The sequence below is a fragment of the Peribacillus asahii genome, assembly GCF_004006295.1.
Classification (GTDB): Bacteria; Bacillota; Bacilli; order Bacillales; family DSM-1321; genus Peribacillus; species Peribacillus asahii_A.
Genome location: NZ_CP026095.1, coordinates 1,752,521 through 1,770,680 on the forward strand (window position 1 = coordinate 1,752,521; position 18,160 = coordinate 1,770,680).

Annotated in this window: 20 protein-coding genes; 17 read left to right on the forward strand and 3 right to left on the reverse strand. The window is 36.9% G+C overall.

Annotated features, from left to right (window positions below):
• Positions 1-19: 19 nt before the first annotated feature.
• The 4 genes from BAOM_RS08515 to BAOM_RS08530 all read left to right on the forward strand — a co-directional run bounded on the left by BAOM_RS08515 (position 20) and on the right by BAOM_RS08530 (position 4,367).
• A complete protein-coding gene (locus BAOM_RS08515) occupies positions 20-676 on the forward strand; it encodes a potassium channel family protein (RefSeq protein WP_127759899.1) in 657 nt (218 codons plus the stop codon).
• Between the two features lie 851 nt (positions 677-1,527).
• Positions 1,528-2,580 carry a DUF5105 domain-containing protein gene (locus tag BAOM_RS08520; RefSeq protein WP_127759900.1) on the forward strand — a complete coding sequence of 351 codons (1,053 nt, stop codon included), beginning with the start codon at positions 1,528-1,530 and terminating at the stop codon, positions 2,578-2,580.
• A 15-nt stretch (positions 2,581-2,595) separates the two neighbouring features.
• On the forward strand, positions 2,596-3,726 hold the full coding sequence (locus BAOM_RS24900) for a TcaA second domain-containing protein (protein ID WP_257467675.1): 1,131 nt from the start codon (positions 2,596-2,598) through the stop codon (positions 3,724-3,726).
• 233 nt (positions 3,727-3,959) lie between these two features.
• Positions 3,960-4,367 carry an S-Ena type endospore appendage gene (locus BAOM_RS08530; RefSeq protein ID WP_127759901.1) on the forward strand — a complete coding sequence of 136 codons (408 nt, stop codon included), beginning with the start codon at positions 3,960-3,962 and terminating at the stop codon, positions 4,365-4,367.
• A gap of 130 nt (positions 4,368-4,497) precedes the next feature.
• Here BAOM_RS08530 and BAOM_RS08535 read toward each other — a convergent pair whose 3' ends face one another.
• Both BAOM_RS08535 and BAOM_RS08540 read right to left on the reverse strand, forming a co-directional pair.
• On the reverse strand, positions 4,498-4,842 hold the full coding sequence (locus BAOM_RS08535) for a DUF3992 domain-containing protein (protein WP_127759902.1): 345 nt from the start codon (positions 4,840-4,842) through the stop codon (positions 4,498-4,500).
• A 104-nt stretch (positions 4,843-4,946) separates the two neighbouring features.
• A complete protein-coding gene (locus BAOM_RS08540) occupies positions 4,947-5,498 on the reverse strand; it encodes a TVP38/TMEM64 family protein (protein WP_127759903.1) in 552 nt (183 codons plus the stop codon).
• A 138-nt stretch (positions 5,499-5,636) separates the two neighbouring features.
• Between BAOM_RS08540 and BAOM_RS08545 the strand changes: the two genes are divergently transcribed.
• The 9 genes from BAOM_RS08545 to BAOM_RS08585 all read left to right on the forward strand — a co-directional run bounded on the left by BAOM_RS08545 (position 5,637) and on the right by BAOM_RS08585 (position 12,308).
• A complete protein-coding gene (locus tag BAOM_RS08545; RefSeq protein WP_127759904.1) occupies positions 5,637-6,245 on the forward strand; it encodes a class I SAM-dependent methyltransferase in 609 nt (202 codons plus the stop codon).
• A 43-nt stretch (positions 6,246-6,288) separates the two neighbouring features.
• The gene (locus BAOM_RS08550) at positions 6,289-6,690 is read left to right on the forward strand and encodes a hypothetical protein (RefSeq protein ID WP_127759905.1); all 402 of its coding nucleotides are present in this window, start codon (positions 6,289-6,291) and stop codon (positions 6,688-6,690) included.
• 260 nt (positions 6,691-6,950) lie between these two features.
• On the forward strand, positions 6,951-7,460 hold the full coding sequence (locus BAOM_RS08555) for an acyl-CoA thioesterase (RefSeq protein ID WP_127759906.1): 510 nt from the start codon (positions 6,951-6,953) through the stop codon (positions 7,458-7,460).
• 193 nt (positions 7,461-7,653) lie between these two features.
• On the forward strand, positions 7,654-7,998 hold the full coding sequence (locus tag BAOM_RS08560) for an ArsR/SmtB family transcription factor (protein ID WP_127759907.1): 345 nt from the start codon (positions 7,654-7,656) through the stop codon (positions 7,996-7,998).
• A gap of 14 nt (positions 7,999-8,012) precedes the next feature.
• The gene (locus BAOM_RS08565; RefSeq protein ID WP_127759908.1) at positions 8,013-9,308 is read left to right on the forward strand and encodes an arsenic transporter; all 1,296 of its coding nucleotides are present in this window, start codon (positions 8,013-8,015) and stop codon (positions 9,306-9,308) included.
• 15 nt (positions 9,309-9,323) lie between these two features.
• A complete protein-coding gene (gene arsC / locus BAOM_RS08570; RefSeq protein WP_127759909.1) occupies positions 9,324-9,743 on the forward strand; it encodes an arsenate reductase (thioredoxin) in 420 nt (139 codons plus the stop codon).
• A gap of 93 nt (positions 9,744-9,836) precedes the next feature.
• Positions 9,837-10,199, forward strand: coding sequence for an arsenite efflux transporter metallochaperone ArsD (arsD, locus tag BAOM_RS08575; protein WP_127759910.1), 363 nt, complete (start codon positions 9,837-9,839; stop codon positions 10,197-10,199).
• Positions 10,200-10,222: 23 nt separating this feature from the next.
• Positions 10,223-11,992 (forward strand): arsenical pump-driving ATPase, encoded by a 1,770-nt coding sequence (gene arsA / locus BAOM_RS08580; protein ID WP_127759911.1) that lies wholly within the window; start codon positions 10,223-10,225, stop codon positions 11,990-11,992.
• A gap of 40 nt (positions 11,993-12,032) precedes the next feature.
• Positions 12,033-12,308 carry an adhesin gene (locus BAOM_RS08585; RefSeq protein WP_127759912.1) on the forward strand — a complete coding sequence of 92 codons (276 nt, stop codon included), beginning with the start codon at positions 12,033-12,035 and terminating at the stop codon, positions 12,306-12,308.
• A 111-nt stretch (positions 12,309-12,419) separates the two neighbouring features.
• On the opposite strand, the gene BAOM_RS08590 is transcribed toward BAOM_RS08585, so the two are convergent.
• Positions 12,420-13,514 carry a CdaR family transcriptional regulator gene (locus BAOM_RS08590; protein WP_164853165.1) on the reverse strand — a complete coding sequence of 365 codons (1,095 nt, stop codon included), beginning with the start codon at positions 13,512-13,514 and terminating at the stop codon, positions 12,420-12,422.
• Positions 13,515-13,748: 234 nt separating this feature from the next.
• Between BAOM_RS08590 and BAOM_RS08595 the strand changes: the two genes are divergently transcribed.
• From BAOM_RS08595 to BAOM_RS08610, 4 genes are all read left to right on the forward strand, one after another.
• Entirely contained in the window at positions 13,749-14,888 is a 1,140-nt protein-coding gene (locus tag BAOM_RS08595) for a glycerate kinase (RefSeq protein WP_127759914.1), read from the forward strand.
• A 13-nt stretch (positions 14,889-14,901) separates the two neighbouring features.
• Positions 14,902-16,242, forward strand: coding sequence for a GntP family permease (locus tag BAOM_RS08600; protein ID WP_127759915.1), 1,341 nt, complete (start codon positions 14,902-14,904; stop codon positions 16,240-16,242).
• 294 nt (positions 16,243-16,536) lie between these two features.
• Positions 16,537-17,118, forward strand: a complete 582-nt coding sequence (locus BAOM_RS08605) for a LemA family protein (RefSeq protein WP_127759916.1) — start codon at positions 16,537-16,539, stop codon at positions 17,116-17,118.
• Positions 17,115-17,870, forward strand: a complete 756-nt coding sequence (locus BAOM_RS08610) for a TPM domain-containing protein (RefSeq protein ID WP_127759917.1) — start codon at positions 17,115-17,117, stop codon at positions 17,868-17,870. Before BAOM_RS08605 ends, BAOM_RS08610 begins: the two co-directional genes overlap by 4 nt.
• Positions 17,871-18,160: the final 290 nt, after the last annotated feature.

Below are 18,160 nucleotides of genomic sequence, written 5' to 3' on the forward strand. Positions count from 1 at the left end.
ATAGAAGGGGAAAAATGAGATGAAAAAACAGTTTGTCGTGTTTGGGTTAGGTAGATTTGGAGGGAGCTTAGTTAAGGAATTCCATTCAATTGGAGTGGAAGTGATGGCGATTGATAAAGATGAAAGTAAAATAGATGAATATGCAGCCTTTGCTACTTATGCTGTCGTAGCTAATGGCATAGACGAGATGAGTTTAAAATCTTTAGGTGTGAGAAATTTTGATGTCGCTTTCGTCTCTTTAGGTGATGATATTGAAGCTAGTATTTTAACGTGCTTACTTTTGAAGGAAATGGGGGTTCCTCAAGTTTGGGCAAAAGCTCAAAATATGTATCATCATAAAGTGTTAGAAAAGGTTGGAGTCGATCGAGTGATTCATCCTGAAAGAGATATGGCGCAGCGAATTGCTCATCATATCGCATCCGAAAAAATTATTGATTATATTCAATTATCGGAGGAGTATAGTATTGTCGAAATCGTGGCGTCGCATAAAATTGATAAAAAGTCATTGATGGATTTAGATATTCGCGCAAAATACCGCTGCAATATTATCGGGATTCAACGTGGAAAAGACATTAATGTGGCTCCGCTTGCTGAAGAACAAATTTGCCAAGGAGACACATTAATTGTGATTGGACATAACAAAGATATTGCAAAATTAGAGGCGCAAGGCGTGTAACAAGCACTATACATTTGAAATGAATGCTTACTGAAACGCTTGTATTAAACCGTTTTATCCCACACCTAATGGGAAGTAAGCTCCCCACCTCAAGCTTGCGAGAAGAAAAAAGAGAGATGAGGGAATTCCCTCATTAATAGCTGCGGTTCTTAGCTCCTCGAGGTCATAAGCGGTCATGCTCTATGGCAAACTGCGTCATGCTGCCTTTCATCTGCTTGTCGGGGCTGAACAGTCGTCTTTCAGCTTTTGGCATAGTAGACCTGTCTATAGGAATAATTGCTGACTTCTCTATTGTTGAAAAATGAATCATTGTAGGAGTTAGGGGATTTGGTAAAGTAGGTCCGCTTACCCTCGTCTATTTGCTGATAACAACAAAAAAGTGAGTATCAAATATCCTAGTAAAGATATATAGACCGTATGAAAAAATATACAAATAGAAACAAGCAGTGAATGTTTTCGCTGCTTGTTTCTATTTGTATGGGAATGTTCGGAAGATTAATATATGAAAATCAGTGTATGGAAGATATAGGGTGAGCTAAATCAAAAGTTCTATTATTTTTATAATAATTAATAAAAATAAGAAAATGGTACGTTATAGCGCTTATGTAAGTATATTCAAAAACTAGTAAAAATGAATTATTTTCCTTTATTTATATAATAAACCAGAAAAAAATATTTGCTATCTATTCCTTGTATATCAAGGCCTTGAATCATTAAGCCTAGCTCAATAGGTTTATTTTTCCTTTTTATTAGGGATAAATATCCTGTTTTGGAAGGGGGGATTTAGGTAGATTTAATATGAGAGAAGAAATGATACATATTATAGTCTAGTTTAGGAAGGGGTTCTTTTTTTGAAAAAATGGGTATTATTCTCCGTTGTATCAGTATTTATTTTCCTTTTATCTGCATGTTCAGATTCGGGTGAAAAGGCTTCAACTGAAAAGAGTAAAGGGTTGGAGGCTTCTATTGAAAGCGCTAGTTATATTGTTTCAGAGAGTGATGATGGGGTTTCTGAAAATGAGAACTTAGCTATAATGGCTATTCATTTAAAAGTTAAAAATTTATCAGATTCTCCAATGCGATTATCAGGGTATGATGGGATTAAGTTATATGATGGTGAGCAGCAAATCAATATTAATCCAGAACTTTATAATCGCGATATAGGCTTGGATATTGATACAGGCGGGAGTATTGGTGCAGGAAAGTCAAAAACTGTATTAGCGATATTTGAAGTAACAAAGGATAAAGAGTATGAAATTGGCTTAAATCCACTATTTGATAATCCGGAAGAGGAGTCAGAAGAGTTAGTATTAAAGCTTGATACGAAGAAGTATGCCGCTAGCTATGAAACGCTGCAAGATCCAGCGAAAGCATTGAAGGCTTACGTGGATCAAATCTATTACAATAAGGAAAATCCAGATTATGAGCAACTTGTATCGGCTGATAAACCAGTATTGCAAGAATCAGCACAAGAAGCATTTGAAACGGAAATAAACAAGGTGTTTGATAAGAAATTAGATGACACAGACATTGAAAAGCTATATGCAACATACCGTGATATCTTAGCGGAAAAGGCTGAAGTGAATGCTACTATTATTGCAAATGCTAATGATAAGGCAATCGTTGAAGTAGAGGTTTCTACACCGTCATTAAAAACATTATATGAAGATGTTTATGAGTATGAGCGTGAATTTAGAGAGAATACAGGAAGTTATGATTCACAAGAAATTGATAAATATGTACTTTCAAAATTGCCTAAAATTTTAAATGCTCTTGAGGTAAACGAACTTAGCGACCCAGTGGAAGTGTCCTTAACGAAAAAGGATGGAAAATGGACGATTGAAGCAGTTGATAAGTATGGTGAAAGTTTAGACACTGTATTTGTAAAAGGATCAAGTTATTAAGGAGCCGTGAATAATGTGAAGAAAATATGGTTACTTGCTATACCAGCGGTGGTTGTGCTCACCATTATTACGGTTGTGTTGATCCAGCAGAATAATCGACCTAAACAAGTTGTCGAAGCGTTTGAGCAGGCGGTTGATCAAAAGAAGCCGGAACAGCTGAAGGATATACTCTTAGTAGATAATAAGAAGGCAGAAATAGATGAGTCATCGCTTAAAGCATTCGTTACTTATCTAAATGCTAATTATAATAGTTATCAAGTAATTAAGGATAGCTTAGAGGAGCAATTGGAGAAGCAAGAGTACAGCATGACAAATCAGCAGATTAGTTTAGTGGAAGACGGAAAACGCTTCGGAGTATTTACTGACTACAAACTGAAGGTAAAAACGGGATATATAAAGGTAACTGGACTAAGTGAAGAAGATCAAGTTACTCTTTCCGTCGATAAAACGAAAAACTCTCTTATGAAGAGTGAAGAAGAATTGTACGGTCCACTTCTTCCAGGTACGTATGATGTACGATTAACTGTAAAAAATACACTTGGCACTTTTTTAGAGAAAAGAAAAGTAGAAGTGTGGGGCGGCAGCAAGCAGGTCAGCCTGCTTGTAGACGATAGTGATTTGGCTCAAAAGGATAAAGGCGTTCAACAAAATGTGTTAGCCGCACTAGATGTATTTAATAATGACTTAATCGTTTTTCAGACAAACAACTATGAAACGAAACATTTTACAAATGTCACAGATGAAGTAAGAGAGGTTACGGCATTTGCCAAATATGATTTTGAATTTTATAAAGAGTATGTTGATGAAATTCAGATGCAATATTTAGGAGCGGTTGTGAACCTTGATGATTTAGATATTAATCGTTTTAATGATGAGTGGCTTGCAGAAGTTACAGCACTTGTTTCCTACAAAAATAAAATGAAAGTTCGAGACATGAAAGGTTTTGAAGATATTTCTTATAAAACTATTCGAACATATAAGATGAAGTATGATGAAAAGAGTAAAAAATGGTTAATAGCTGACTTGGAGGAAGTAAAAGCGGATGGCTCAGAAAGTGACGATTGGGAAAATAAAACTGAGCTGAAAAATGAAGACTCGCCAGTCATGAAGTGGACTCGTAAGAAGGATGAAAGTAATATGTTTTAAGAATAATTAACCATTTCTTGCATTTTAATAAAGATGAGGAAATGGATGAAACAGAATAAAGGGTAAATGAAAAACGCTGCTTGATTGAGAGACAGCGTTTTTCTGTGTGCGCTCGGCCATACGGTAATCGCCTCCTCCTAGTCGAGCTGGATTCGGGAGTGGTGGATTGACGGCACCATTTCATGTATTAATCCATACAATAAATTACCATAATTAGAAAGGGAATACCCGCTATGGACGTACAAAGTAACTCTCATATTTCACCCCCGCCATTAAGCAGTCTATCTCTTTTTCCTCGTAAATCAAATCTTCCAGAGCCACAATTAGTAGCAGATGAAATAGGTGGTGTTATTGTACAAAATTGCGATGGGAAATATGTAGAGTATTGGAGAGCTATTGGAATGGCTTCTCTGCCATCAGGATCATTAACTGTAAAAAATAATTGTGGCTGTATTATGAAGGTAAGAGCGGATACAGATGGTGATGGAAAGGCGGATACGACATTATTTACATTGACTGAAATAAATCAAACGAAATCTGTTACTTTGAAGACTATTTCAAACCTGGAAATTTCTTGTCGAGGAGGATCGGGCCAAAAGGCCAATGGTCATTATAGTATGAAGGTTCGTTATGTGACTTAATATTGTTTATGTAGAGGCTCTGTTATAGGAGGCTGCTCAGTTTTATGAACAATATGATTTAACAAAGGCTATGTAAAAATGATGCTAACGTAGAGCATCATTTTTTTGTTTCAACATAGATAGAACTACGTTAAAACTTATAGTTTAAGGAGAAAGAAATCTTGATTTTGGCAGTGCCTGTTCCTGATGCAACGATACTAATAGAACGCAAATCATTTACCGTAATAGACCGACATTCACCTGGTGCGACCACAAATCCACGAATTGCAGCTCCATTCACATGAAGAGCAGCTTTTGGTGAAACACCGGTCGTTCCAGTATTTTCAACTACAATGGTTCCGTTTATAACAAAAGGAGTATCATCTTGCCAAATAGTTGTAGCTGCCCCATTAGTATCTCCTAATTCAATCGTACAAGACACTGAATCACTGATAACGTTTAATGGGTTATTGCTAAACCCCCCCAAATTAGCCAAGAACTCACCTCCTCAATAGATAGGTTCTTACTATTTTATGTTTAATCGACTAACTTTGTTTAACTATTCAAACGTTGGAGTGAAAAGTGATGAATATTTTTTTACTAAACACGTTTCCTTTTCGCTGCCCAATAAATGACCAATATAATGAATGAAACAATAAACAAAATCCCTTTCCCTTGTTTCTCCCACATCAATACTTCGTTAACGGAGTATGCTTCTAGAAGCATAGCAGGGATTTTTCCAATAGCGCTTGCCCATGTAAAATGAAGTAAGCTGATTTTGCTTAAGGCTGCACCGAGGTTAATCAATCCGGACGGGATAAAAGGTACTAGTCGAAAGGCTAGAACGAATATAAACGCCTCTTTTCCTGTTGAAGCTGTAAGTTTATTTAAATATTTTGATTGGGCAGGTAGGGACTGTTCCACGTGTCGAATCCCTTTTCTATATAAGAGAAAGCTGACTGCAGCGCCTGCACATTCTCCGATATAAGAAATAAACATGCCCGCTTCAAATCCAAAAAAAGTGATATTAAGAGCGGTCAAAAAAACGCTAGGTATGACACCGAATATACTTATTACAATATTAATGAAAATACTAATAATAATTGAAAAGGGTCCTGCTTGAGAAAACCAATTTAAAATGAATTCTTTCATGTTTTAATCCTTCTTACATTATAATTACCTCCAGTATAACCGATAATGAATAGAAACTAGATATTAAACATTTCTCCTTTTATTCTTATAAAAAAATCGATATCATTATAGCTATATGAATGGAATAGGGGTAAAGCGATGAAAGAACGGTACTATGATGAATTGCTGAACATTAAAACGGGAGGAGAACAGAAGGTTTTCAATAATTCCTTGCATTATCATCGCTATGAGCCAACGCCCTATAGCGCGCTCGAACAATTATTTAAGCAATATGAATTAACGAGTAGTGACCGAGTCGTAGATTTTGGCTGCGGAAAAGGAAGATTAATTTTTTATATCAATTATTTATTTAATGCTTCTGTTATCGGAATTGAGATGAATAAAACCTTTTATCAGGAAGCTATAGATAATCAAGATAGTTATGTGAAGAAAATGAAAAAGAGCGGTCACCGTATTCAATTCCACTGTTGTTTAGCGGAGAAGTATAAGATTGATTCATTAGACAACCGATTTTATTTTTTTAATCCATTTTCCGTACAAATTTTCATGAAAATTATTCAGAATATATTGCGTTCAGTGGAACAATTTCCGAGAGATATTGAGTTAGTTTTATATTATGGCTCCAAGGATTATATCTTTTTTCTAGAAAATCAAACTGCCTTTCAATTTAAAAAAGAAATCTTGCTGCAAGGTTTATCTGAGCGTAATCCTTATGAGAGATTTTTGATTTACCGCTTAGCCTATTAATTGGTAATACTAAGCTTAAACGCAAAAACAAAGGAGAGTTACAATGAATAATTTATTGAGTCATTTGGCGCAAAAAGCACAAACGAAAATTAATCAGGCTGTTGAGTATGTAAAAGACAAAGTGACAACGATTATGGCAACGAATGTCGTAACTGTTCAGCAAATAGCGGATTATATTGCTAATCATGTTGAGACAGCACAAGAGACAAAGGAGTTATTAGGACTGAAGTTTTCGTTTTACCGCTTAGAAAAAGAGGGCGTTCACTATTATGTAGAAATGAAGGGCTCTCATATTTTACAATTGGATATACATATAGCAGGTAACCCTAGTGTCTCTTATCGATCTTATCGCGATTCTTCTATCCTACAGTCTCCATTGGAATTACCTGAAGCGTTTTATTTAAAAAATCATATTCGTCATTTACTGGAGCATGAAAAGATTTAAGGGCAATCTTTATCGGATTTAGCCAGAAGAACCTGATTGAATATGAAATAATGAGGATTGGACGAATGTTTTTTGGTGAAAAAAGCAATATAATAGGATGTAATATAGAACTCTATAGTAGTGAACGATGCATATTCATTTCGAATCTACTCAAATACAGTTAATAGAGCTTAAGAAAGAGTAGATTTAGCCTAAAGAGAATACCTGAACATCATGTAGACACTCAGTTTGAAGAATTTACTGTTAAGGGGGCCCTTCTTATGAAAGCAAAATACTGCAAAGAATCACGAGTAATTAGAATGAGTCGAATTTTTCCAAATGATGTAAATAATCATAACACCTTGTTTGGCGGTCGAATGATGAGTGATATAGACCAAGTAGCTTCTATTTCTGCCGCGCGTCATAGCCGAACGGAATGTGTGACGGCCTCAACAGATTCTGTCGACTTCTTGCATCCAGTTCGACCGACCGATTCAGTGAGTTTTGAATCGTATGTTTCATGGACAGGCGTATCTTCGATGGAGATTTTCGTGAAGGTTATTGCGGAGGATTTAAAAAGCGGAGAGTGCAAAATAGCGGCAACAGCTCTATTAACATTCGTTGCCCTTGATAAGAATCAACGTCCTACCGCTGTTCCAAAAGTGATTCCCGAAACAGAGGAAGAAAAGAAATTGCATGAAACAGGCGAAGAACGAGCAAAAATGCGACGTGAAAGAAAACAAAAAAGTAAAGAGTTAGCGGCATATTTAACAACAAAAACAATTATGTAGTTATTGAACATGATAATAGTAGAAATACAAAAAGCAGCGAGCGGTGATAGACACTGTTCGCTGCTTTTTGTATTTGGCACTTAAGCAATGTTATAACTAGTAGTATGATGCAAACAATAAAGTTATACTTGTTGTTGAATATATAAGTACATTGTTATATATTAATATTTGAATGGGAGGAGGAGATGTTTGCATGCAAGAATTAACAGTTGAAATCGAAAAAGCTGCAACGATTTTAAAGCTATTAGGTGATAAAACAAGACTAGCTATGATGAAAATGTTAGAGACACATGATTATTGTGTTTGTGAATTTGTTCAAATTTTTAAAATGAGTCAGCCTGCTATTAGTCAACATGTTCGAAAGTTGAAAGATGCTGGATTGGTACAAGAAACAAGAAGAGGACAATGGATTATTTATTCACTCAATAAAGATAACGACTATTATCCTTTAGTTGACAGTTTGCTTCAACATCTTCCAAGTCAAGATTTTAAACTACAAGAACTAGAAGAACAGGGATTACGCATCTCTTGTGACTAATGGAGGTTTGTACATTGATAACTGCAATATTAGCATCTGGCATTTTTTTAGTGACACTCATCTTCGTCATATGGCAGCCTAAAGGTTTGAACATCGGCTGGTCTGCCTGCGGTGGAGCAATCTTAGCTCTCTTAGTAGGAGTAGTTGGATTAAATGATGTTGTAGAGGTAATAGGAATTACATGGAATGCCACATTATCGTTTGTAGCGATTATCCTCATTTCATTAATATTGGATGAGATTGGGTTATTTGAATGGGCTGCATTACATATGGCAAGGGCGGCTAAAGGCAATGGAATCAAAATGTTCATTTATGTGAGCATTTTAGGGGCAATTGTCGCTGCACTATTTGCTAATGATGGGGCTGCCTTAATATTGACACCAATCGTATTAGCAATGGTTCGTAATTTGAATTTCAAAGAAAAGATGATCTTTCCCTTTATTATGGCGAGTGGGTTTATTGCGGATACCACTTCATTACCATTCGTCGTGAGTAACTTGGTTAACATTGTATCTGCCGATTTCTTTGACATTGGATTCGTAGAATATGCTTCGAGAATGATTATTCCGAATCTTTTTTCATTGATTGCAACCATCACGGTATTATTGATTTATTTTAGAAAAAGCATTCCACAAACGTATGATTTATCTAAATTAAAGAACCCAGTAGATGCGATTAAGGACCAAAAAATGTTTCGTCTTTCATGGTATGTTCTTGGGATCTTACTGGTTGGTTACTTTGCTAGTGAATTCATTAAAATTCCTGTTTCGATTGTTGCAGGAATAATAGCCATTTTCTTTCTATTGATGGCAAGAAGAAGTAACGTCGTTAATACGAAAGCCGTTGTTAAAGGAGCACCGTGGAGTGTCGTATTTTTCTCAATTGGCATGTACGTTGTCGTATATGGGTTAGGGAATGCATGGCTCACTCATTCGTTAGCGAGTGTCATCCAAGCAACGGCTGAACAAGGTTTATTTGTTGCCACCATAGGAATGGGCTTTATTGCAGCTTTCTTATCATCCTTGATGAATAATATGCCGACCGTAATGATTGATGCATTAGCTATTGCCGAAACCAATACTTCTGGCACGATTCGAGAAGCTCTTATTTATGCCAATGTCATTGGGTCTGACTTAGGTCCGAAAATTACACCAATTGGATCATTGGCAACCTTAGTGTGGCTCCATGTTTTATCTCAAAAAGGGGTTAAAATCTCATGGGGAACCTATTTTAAAACAGGTATTGTGTTAACAATCCCAATTCTATTTATTACGTTATTAGGTCTATACGTATCATTATTAATGAACTAAAAGGAGAAATACGTCATGTCTAAAAAATCAATTTACTTCTTATGTACAGGAAATTCTTGCAGAAGCCAAATGGCAGAAGGATGGGCAAAAAAATATTTAGGTGAAGAGTGGGAAGTTCGCAGCGCAGGTATTGAGGCACATGGATTGAATCCAAATGCAGTAAAAGCAATGAATGAAGCGGGTATGGATATTTCCAATCAAACTTCTGACATTATTGATCCTGAAATTTTAAATAGTGCGGATTTAGTCGTTACATTATGCGGAGACGCAGCTGATAAATGTCCAATGACACCACCACATGTTAAACGTGAACACTGGGGATTTGATGATCCAGCAAAAGCGGAAGGAACAGACGAAGAAAAATGGGCGTTCTTCCAGCGTGTTCGTGATGAAATTGGTGACAGAATTAAACGTTTTAGCGAAACAGGAGAATAATACAATCAAATAACCAAGAGTTTATTCTCTTGGTTATTTCTTAAAGATAAAAATAAGCAAATGCTTATTTAATAATATATTGGAGGTTGTAGCATGAATAAAGTTGAGATTTTTGATCCTGCAATGTGTTGTTCCACTGGAGTATGCGGTCCTAGTGTGGATTCAGAGTTAACGAGAGTAGCATCTGCTGTTTATTCATTAGAGAAAAAAGGCTTTAATATTACACGATACCAATTAACAAATGACCCTGATAAATTTGCAAAAAACAAGGAAATACATCGTATTCTTATGGAAAAAGGTCCCGATGCCTTACCCGTTGTTTTAGTTAATGACCAAGTTGTCAAAGTAGGAAGTTACCCAGCCAATGAAGAATTTGCAGAATGGTTTGAAGTAAAAGCTGAAGAGTTAAATGAAAAACCAAAATCTGGACTTTCTATTAATTTAAATCAACTATAAATATTTGGAAAGAAGGAAGAGGCATGTATCCATCATTCAGTCCAAATCACGTTCAGACGCAATTTTTATTTTTAACAGGAAAAGGTGGCGTAGGAAAAACATCAACAGCTTGTGCAACAGCAGTCGCATTAGCCGACAGTGGAAAAAAAGTGCTGTTAATTAGTACAGATCCTGCCTCCAATCTACAAGATGTATTTGGCATCGAGTTAACTAGCACACCGAGAGCAGTTCCGACGGTTGCCAATTTATATGTGAGTAATATAGATCCTGAAGCATCAGCAAAAGCCTATCGGGAGAGTGTTATTGGTCCATATCGAGATATATTTCCAGAAGCAGTAGTCGCTACAATGGAAGAGCAGTTATCAGGTGCGTGTACAGTCGAGATTGCTGCATTTGATGAATTTACAGGTTTTCTTACAAATAGGGAAATCGGAAATCTTTACGACCATATTATCTTTGATACTGCCCCAACAGGGCATACATTACGACTTTTACAGCTTCCAACGGCTTGGAATGGATTTTTAGAGGAAAGTACGCACGGTGCATCATGTTTAGGTCCTTTATCTGGGTTAGTGGATAAAAAAAAGCTTTATTCAAGCGCGGTAGCTGCTCTTGCTGATTTAACTAAAACGACTTTAATACTCGTAACACGACCAGATGTTTCAGCCATTTTGGAAGCAGACCGTGCTTCAAAGGAGCTTAAAGAGATTGGAATCAAAAATCAAATGCTCATTATAAATGGTCTTCTTCAACATCACAATGAAGAGGATGAAGTATCATCGGCTTTTTATCATAGACAACGCGATGCATTAAAGCAAATGCCAGAAAATCTAAAAGAGACTACCATATACTCGTTACCGTATGTTTCTTATTCTTTAACAGGTGTGGAAAATCTCCGAAATCTGTTTAAGCTATACGATGCAGTTCCGATACCTGATTTAACCCTGGAAAATCAATCAATGAATCTTCCAGGATTAAAAGAGGTTATTGATGATTTTTTAGATAACAGAACCAAGCTGATTTTCACAATGGGGAAAGGTGGCGTAGGAAAAACAACCGTTGCATCTGCTATTGCAGTGGGTCTAGTTGAAAAAGGGCATCGAGTCCATTTAACAACAACCGATCCTGCTGCTCACCTAGACTATCAATTCCAAAGTAATCATCTAAATCAAAATTTAACAATTAGCAGCATTAATCCAAAAGTAGAAGTCGAAAAATATAAAGCTGAAGTCCTAGCTAAATCAAGTGAAAATTTAGATGAAGCTGGTCTTGCTTACTTAAAAGAGGATTTAGAATCACCATGTACAGAAGAAATTGCTGTTTTTCAAGCATTTGCTGAAGTAGTGGCTAAATCTGAAAATGAAATTGTCGTCATTGATACAGCACCGACAGGACATACATTACTATTATTAGATGCATCCGAGTCTTATAGTAAGGAAATTGAAAGGTCAACAGGTGAAGTATCAGAAAGTGCAAAAAAATTACTGCCTCAAATTCGAAATCCAAAAGAAACAGCAGTAGTTATTGTTACACTTGCGGAAGCAACACCTGTTTTAGAGGCATCTAGATTACAGGACGATCTAAGACGGGCTAGTATTAATCCGCAGTGGTGGGTCATTAACCAAAGTTTATCTGCCACTAATACGAACGATCCTATTTTAAAAGGTAAAGCGATAGCAGAAAAGGAATGGATTCAAGAAGTAAAGGATAATAAGGCAGAGAAATGTGCACTTATTCCTTGGCTACATGAAGAAAAAGTTGGCTATGACAAGCTAAAAGATTATATTAAGTAGGGAATAACAATTTGATAGTTCATTTAAGGAGGAGACATAAATGAAAATTACAGATGGAGCTAAACACTTGTTAGAAAATTTTTTAAATGAAAAGGGCGCAGAAGGAATTCGGCTAACTTCTGTTGCTGGCTGTTGCGGGCCGCAATTTGCGATTTCTTTAGATGCACCAATAGAAACAGATACAATTGAAATAATCAACGGAATTAAAGTAGCGTTCGATTCACAAATTGCAGGAACGGATGAATTAACATTAGATAAAGAAGAAAATGAAGAGGGGGCAGGATTAGTTTTATTAGGTGCTAGTAGCTGTTGTTAAAGGCAAGAAACAAAAAAGGAGTAGTTAGTTCACTTAGAGAGCTAACTACTCCTTTTTTATCGTTTAGGAAATTATAAAGTTCTTGAATTGTAGATAAGTATTTTAATTGACTTATTCCTTAGGCAGCATCTGTAAAATCCAAATCGCAAGCTGTAATGTCATAGCATCGTGTATATTTTGTGGATCGTATCCAGTTTTTTCTTTTACCTTTTTAATTCTATAGATAAGAGAATTACGGTGAATGTACATTTCCTTTGCGCATTCTCCTATATTTAGGTTGCAAGCAAAAAAATGTTCTAACGTATCAATTAGTTTGTCTGGTAAGTTGCTTAAAATTCTTTTAGAAAATTGCTGTTTAGCTCGTTCATCTAGTTGATCTAAAAGGGCTTTCGTTTCAATTTCATTATAAGTAATAAAAGTTTGTTCGAGATTACCGAATTTTAAAGCGCTTAAAGCTTCTTCAAAAGAGTGACGAATATGAGCTTGGACAAATACGGTAGAGCCTGTTCCCACCCGCAGTGATATACCTTTCGACTTTAAGAGGTTTATAACGTTTAGCATTTTTTGTTTTAACCGCTCCTCAGGTAGATGGGAGGTAAGAACAAATAACCGATTTACATTTAAAAAACCGATAAGCGTTTGTTGTTTATTGAAAGAATCTCTAAATATTTGAAGCAGCTCATTCTTTTTTAAATGGTGGGATCCTAATTCTATTACACCTACTTGATAGGGTGCTTCTAATGTTACTCCAATTAGATTTAGTCTTTGTTTAATTGATTCATATTGTGATAAATCTGTAAGCAAGTCTTCAAATACTAATTCAATTAATCGTTGTTTCCATTCAATCTGTTCGGTGAGGAAGGATTGTTGAATCATCATTTCGGTAATCATTTTGACTAACTCTCCAAACTCCATAATCTCTTCTGGGTTTCCGGTAATTCCGATGACACCGATAATGTCGTTTTGGAATTGAATAGGGAGATTAATGCCTGGAAGGGCTCCATCCCATTGCTGTAAATCATCTTTCAAAATAATGAGAGGTTTACCCGTTCGAAGAACTTCTTTAGCTCCAAAATGAGCTTGATTAATTCGCTTTACATTTCCAGAGGCAATAATGGTTCCTTGTTCATCCATTATATTGATATTTCTATTTAATCGTATCATTGTTTGAGCAACAATTTCTTTTGCTATTTCTTGTGTTAACATGTAGGTCATCCTTGTTTGTTTATAATTTTTGTTTATTATAGACAAAAAACTGCGAAAAGTCATACTATTTTTTGTTTGTGCAGTACGATGAATAAAATAATTATGAATATTATAATAATAGACAAGAGAGTTGTTGTATAACAATGTGCTTGCTTTTTATACAGTCTTATATAAGGTTCATAAAATATTGTTTAATCTATTGAAGATTAAGAATTTAGTAAGGTGGTACATAATATGAAAATTGTTATTGCGCCCGACTCATTCAAAGGGAGTTTGACGGCAGTAGAAGCCGCACAGGCAATTGAAAGAGGGGTAAAAAAGGTATCACAGAGCATAAAAACCATTTTAGTGCCTGTTGCTGATGGCGGAGAGGGGACAATGGATAGTTTAGTAGCTGCTACTAATGGACGAACGATTGAAGTGTCTGTGAAAGGACCTCTGCTTGATTCCGTTCAGGCAGCCTATGGAGTTCTAGGAGATGGACAAACTTGTGTTATTGAAATGGCTAGTGCTTCCGGTTTATGTCTCATCGATGCTACTAAGCGGAATCCATTGTTGACTACAACATTTGGTACAGGACAATTAATCAAAAAAGCATTAGATGACGGCTGCCGGAAATTTATCTTAGCGATTGGTGGAAGCGCTACCAATGATGGCGGTGTCGGCATGTTGCAAGCGTTAGGTATGCAGTTGTTGGATTCAGACGGGGAGTCCGTTGGCTACGGTGGCGGTGAGCTTTCTCGCATTGTTCAAATCGATGATCAAGATTTTGACTCTCGGATTGCTGGTTGTGAATTTTTAATTGCATCAGATGTGCAAAATCCATTGCTTGGCAGGGAGGGGGCCTCGTATGTATTTGGGCCGCAAAAAGGTGCTACTCCTCAAATGGTAGAAATACTAGACCAGAATTTATCACATTGGGCAGATTTAGTAGAAAAGAAAACAGGCATTCGCTTACATGATAAACCAGGTGCTGGTGCAGCGGGTGGAATCGGTGGAGCTTTCCAAGCTTTTTTTCCTTCCAAAACAAAAAGGGGAATCGACATCGTTATTGAATATACGGGTTTGGCCGACAAATTAACGAATGCGGATTGTGCCTTTACTGGGGAAGGACAAATAGATTTTCAAACAGCTTCTGGAAAGACGCCGATGGGTGTTGCAGAGGAAGCAAAGAAGAAGGGAATTCCTGTATTTGTTCTTGCTGGTTCGATTGGTAAAGACATTGACGTATTATACGAACATGGCATTACTAGCGTTCATAGTATTGTAAACGCTCCTATGACGCTGCAGGAGGCGATTACAAGAGGAGCGGTATTGCTAGAAGATACCGCAGAGCAAGTGATGCGTACGTACTTAGCATTATTGAAGAAATAGGGGGGAGAAAGGTATGTTATTTGTTGTCTTACTTATTGGTGTTTTATTAATTGTTGTGGCTACTACAAAGTTTAAAGTGCATCCGTTTTTATCATTATTATTAGGTACATTATTTGTTGGATTTGCTTCTGGCATGCCTCTCGCTAAAATCGTAGAAAATATAAATAGTGGTTTTGGTGGCTTAATGGGTGGTATTGGTCTTGTTATCGTCTTCGGAACAATTATCGGGACCATATTGGAAAAGGCTGGAGCGGCTCTACGTATGGCTGAAGTGGTTTTACGTATTGTTGGGCCGAAAAGACCGCAGTTTGCGATGAGTTTAATCGGTTATATTGTTTCGATTCCTGTATTTTGTGATTCTGGTTTTGTTATTTTGAACAGCTTACGAAAAGCATTGGCTAAGCGGGCGAAAGTGGCTCTTGCTTCGATGTCTGTGGCGTTGGCAACTGGATTATATGCAACACATACCCTTGTGCCGCCAACGCCAGGTCCAATTGCAGCGGCTGGAAATATTGGAGCAGATGGTTTCTTAGGTACAATTATTTTAATTGGATTAATTACAGCTATTCCTGCGGTTGTTGTCGGTTATTTATGGGCAACAAAAGTGGCAAGTAAAATCGAGGTTGAAGATGATGGTGAGGAACTAGATTATGAGGAAATCGTTCGTTCATTTGGAAAAATGCCATCTACGTTTCAAGCGTTTTTACCAATTGTGTTACCAATCGTATTAATCGGAGCAGGATCCATTGTATCTGTTGCTGGAATAGAAGGAAATGCAGCAGCGTTTCTTAATTTCTTAGGCCAGCCTGTTATTGCTTTACTTGCTGGTGTAGTTGCGGCACTTACATTATTGCCAAAATATGATGAAGAAACATTAACAAACTGGATTGGTGAAGCATTGTTAGATGCAGCCCCAATTTTATTAATTACAGGAGCTGGCGGTGCTTTTGGTACAGTCATCAAGAACACAGGGATTGCTGAAATGATTCAAGGCTGGAATCTTGGGGATATGTTTAGTGGTGCTTTATTCTTACTTGTTCCTTTCCTTATTGCCGCTGCTTTAAAGACAGCACAAGGTTCATCAACTGCAGCTCTTGTTATTACATCTTCACTTATTGCCCCAATGTTACCAACGCTTGGCATAGAAGGAGCTGTACCTTTAGCGTTAGTCGTTATGGCTGTTGGGGCAGGTGCGATGACAGTGAGCCATGTGAATGATAGTTTCTTCTGGGTAGTTACTCAATTTAGTGGAATGAAAGTGACCGATGCTTATAAAGCACAGACGATGGCTACGTTAATGCAAGGCCTTGTGACAATTGTGGTGAGTATGATTTTGTGGGTGATTTTAGTTTAAGTGAATGATAGTAAAAGACAGAGAGTGTTAGTCGCTCTCTGTCTTTTTTGTATGGTTTATAAGAGGGAATAATATGTACGTTTTTCCTCTTTGCAGTGATTGATATATTCCAACGGGTTTGGTAAAGCGAAGATACGTAATCAGTAAATTTAAGTGTTTAAACTTTTTGTTTCTCTAGACATGCTCGCATTCATAGTTCATTTGTATACCAACAATGTAGATTGTATACTTATTTATACATTATCCACATAAATACAATTAAGATAAAAATTTATATATATGGGAGTGGTTGTGTTGAAAAAAGGGTTGTTAGGTACAATAATTGCTATTCTCGCAGTTATAGTCGTTTTTGTCATCTTGTTGATGAGTAGCTATAATGGCTTTGTCAATAAGGAGGAGGATGTGAATCAGTCCTATGCACAAATTGAAAATCAGCTGCAACGAAGACTTGATTTAATACCAAACCTTGTGAATACAGTAAAGGGATATGCTTCACATGAAAAAGAAGTGATTGCATCAGTCTCAGATGCACGGGCCAAATTAGCTGGGGCAAAAACTCCTGCAGAACAAGCAACAGCTAATGAACAATTATCAGGTGCGTTAAGTCGCTTGCTTGTAGTTGTTGAGAACTATCCTAACTTAAAAGCCGATCAGCAGTTTACTCAATTAATGGATGAACTTGCAGGCACGGAAAATCGAATTGCCGTAGCTCGCAAAGATTACAATGAACAAGTTGCAGTCTATAACAAAAAGGTAAAAAGAATGCCAGGAGCAATTGTAGCAAGAATAGCTGGATTTGATGAAAAAGAATATTTTAAAGCGGATCCTAATGCAACTAAAGCTCCTAATGTTGACTTTGGAGGCAATGGTCAATGATTAGAAAGCGGGTTCCGCATTTTCTTTTGGTGTTACTCGCTTCTTTTGTTTTAGCAGGTCAAGTATTTGCAAAGGATACTGATATTCCAAATTCAGTTGGTGACATTTACGTACAAGATTTTGCCGATATTTTAACAGAAAATGAAGAAAATCAACTAAAAAGTATAGGGCGCAGTCTTGAAAATCAAACAACGGCACAAGTGTCTGTTCTTACTGTTGAAACAACTGAAGGCACACCGATTGCAGAATATGCGAATGAAGCTTTCAGGCAATATGGAATTGGTAGTGAAGTGGAAGACAATGGCGTTTTACTCGTTCTTGCTATGGATGATCACAAAGTTCAAATTGAAGTGGGATATGGGTTAGAAGGTCGACTTCCAGATGGAAAGATAGGAAGGATTTTGGACGAACATGCGATTCCCTATTTGAATGATAATGAGCCAAACAAAGCTGTGATTGAAACGTACGAAGTATTGGCACAAGAAGTGGCGACTGAATATGGCGTAGAAGGTGGTCAACAAACTACAGAGAAGCAAGCAACTGAAGAAGAAGGGATAGGAATACCCACGTGGTTAATCATTCTTTTTATTGTAGCTTCTGTGTTTATTGATTTTAAGTTTTTTGGAGGAACGCTTACTTCAATCATCCTGTCCATTTTGTCCCGTGGAGGTGGCAGAGGTGGTGGAGACGGTGGTTCACGCGGAGGTGGCGGCGGTTCCTCTGGCGGCGGTGGAGCAGGTAGAGGATGGTAAGGTCTATTTGTAAAGCAGCTACGAAAATCAGGAGTTTGTTTCCGGAATATCCATATTATTATAGGGAATGCTCACACGAAGATTTCGCGACATCTCGACAAGAATAGGTTTTCGTGCGTTGTTTTTATTGTGATTGTCTATGTGGAAAAACGAGGCTACCTAAAGTTTTGGGCAGCCTCGTTTTTTTATTCAACGAGCCAAAAGTACCACCACCTCAAGGAGTGGTAGCGAGTAGGTGGTAGTACTTTTGGCAAAAAAGAATAAAAACAGATTTTTTCATTTGTATGATG

Coding starts and splice junctions, on each gene's coding strand:
- BAOM_RS08515 (WP_127759899.1), top strand. CDS start 20: ATGAAAAAACAGTTTGTCGTGTTTGGGTTAGGTAGATTTGGAGGGAGC.
- BAOM_RS08530 (WP_127759901.1), top strand. CDS start 3,960: ATGGACGTACAAAGTAACTCTCATATTTCACCCCCGCCATTAAGCAGT.
- BAOM_RS08540 (WP_127759903.1), bottom strand. CDS start 5,498: ATGAAAGAATTCATTTTAAATTGGTTTTCTCAAGCAGGACCCTTTTCA.
- BAOM_RS08545 (WP_127759904.1), top strand. CDS start 5,637: ATGAAAGAACGGTACTATGATGAATTGCTGAACATTAAAACGGGAGGA.
- BAOM_RS08550 (WP_127759905.1), top strand. CDS start 6,289: ATGAATAATTTATTGAGTCATTTGGCGCAAAAAGCACAAACGAAAATT.
- BAOM_RS08555 (WP_127759906.1), top strand. CDS start 6,951: ATGAAAGCAAAATACTGCAAAGAATCACGAGTAATTAGAATGAGTCGA.
- BAOM_RS08560 (WP_127759907.1), top strand. CDS start 7,654: ATGCAAGAATTAACAGTTGAAATCGAAAAAGCTGCAACGATTTTAAAG.
- arsC (WP_127759909.1), top strand. CDS start 9,324: ATGTCTAAAAAATCAATTTACTTCTTATGTACAGGAAATTCTTGCAGA.
- arsD (WP_127759910.1), top strand. CDS start 9,837: ATGAATAAAGTTGAGATTTTTGATCCTGCAATGTGTTGTTCCACTGGA.
- arsA (WP_127759911.1), top strand. CDS start 10,223: ATGTATCCATCATTCAGTCCAAATCACGTTCAGACGCAATTTTTATTT.
- BAOM_RS08585 (WP_127759912.1), top strand. CDS start 12,033: ATGAAAATTACAGATGGAGCTAAACACTTGTTAGAAAATTTTTTAAAT.
- BAOM_RS08590 (WP_164853165.1), bottom strand. CDS start 13,514: ATGTTAACACAAGAAATAGCAAAAGAAATTGTTGCTCAAACAATGATA.
- BAOM_RS08595 (WP_127759914.1), top strand. CDS start 13,749: ATGAAAATTGTTATTGCGCCCGACTCATTCAAAGGGAGTTTGACGGCA.
- BAOM_RS08600 (WP_127759915.1), top strand. CDS start 14,902: ATGTTATTTGTTGTCTTACTTATTGGTGTTTTATTAATTGTTGTGGCT.
- BAOM_RS08610 (WP_127759917.1), top strand. CDS start 17,115: ATGATTAGAAAGCGGGTTCCGCATTTTCTTTTGGTGTTACTCGCTTCT.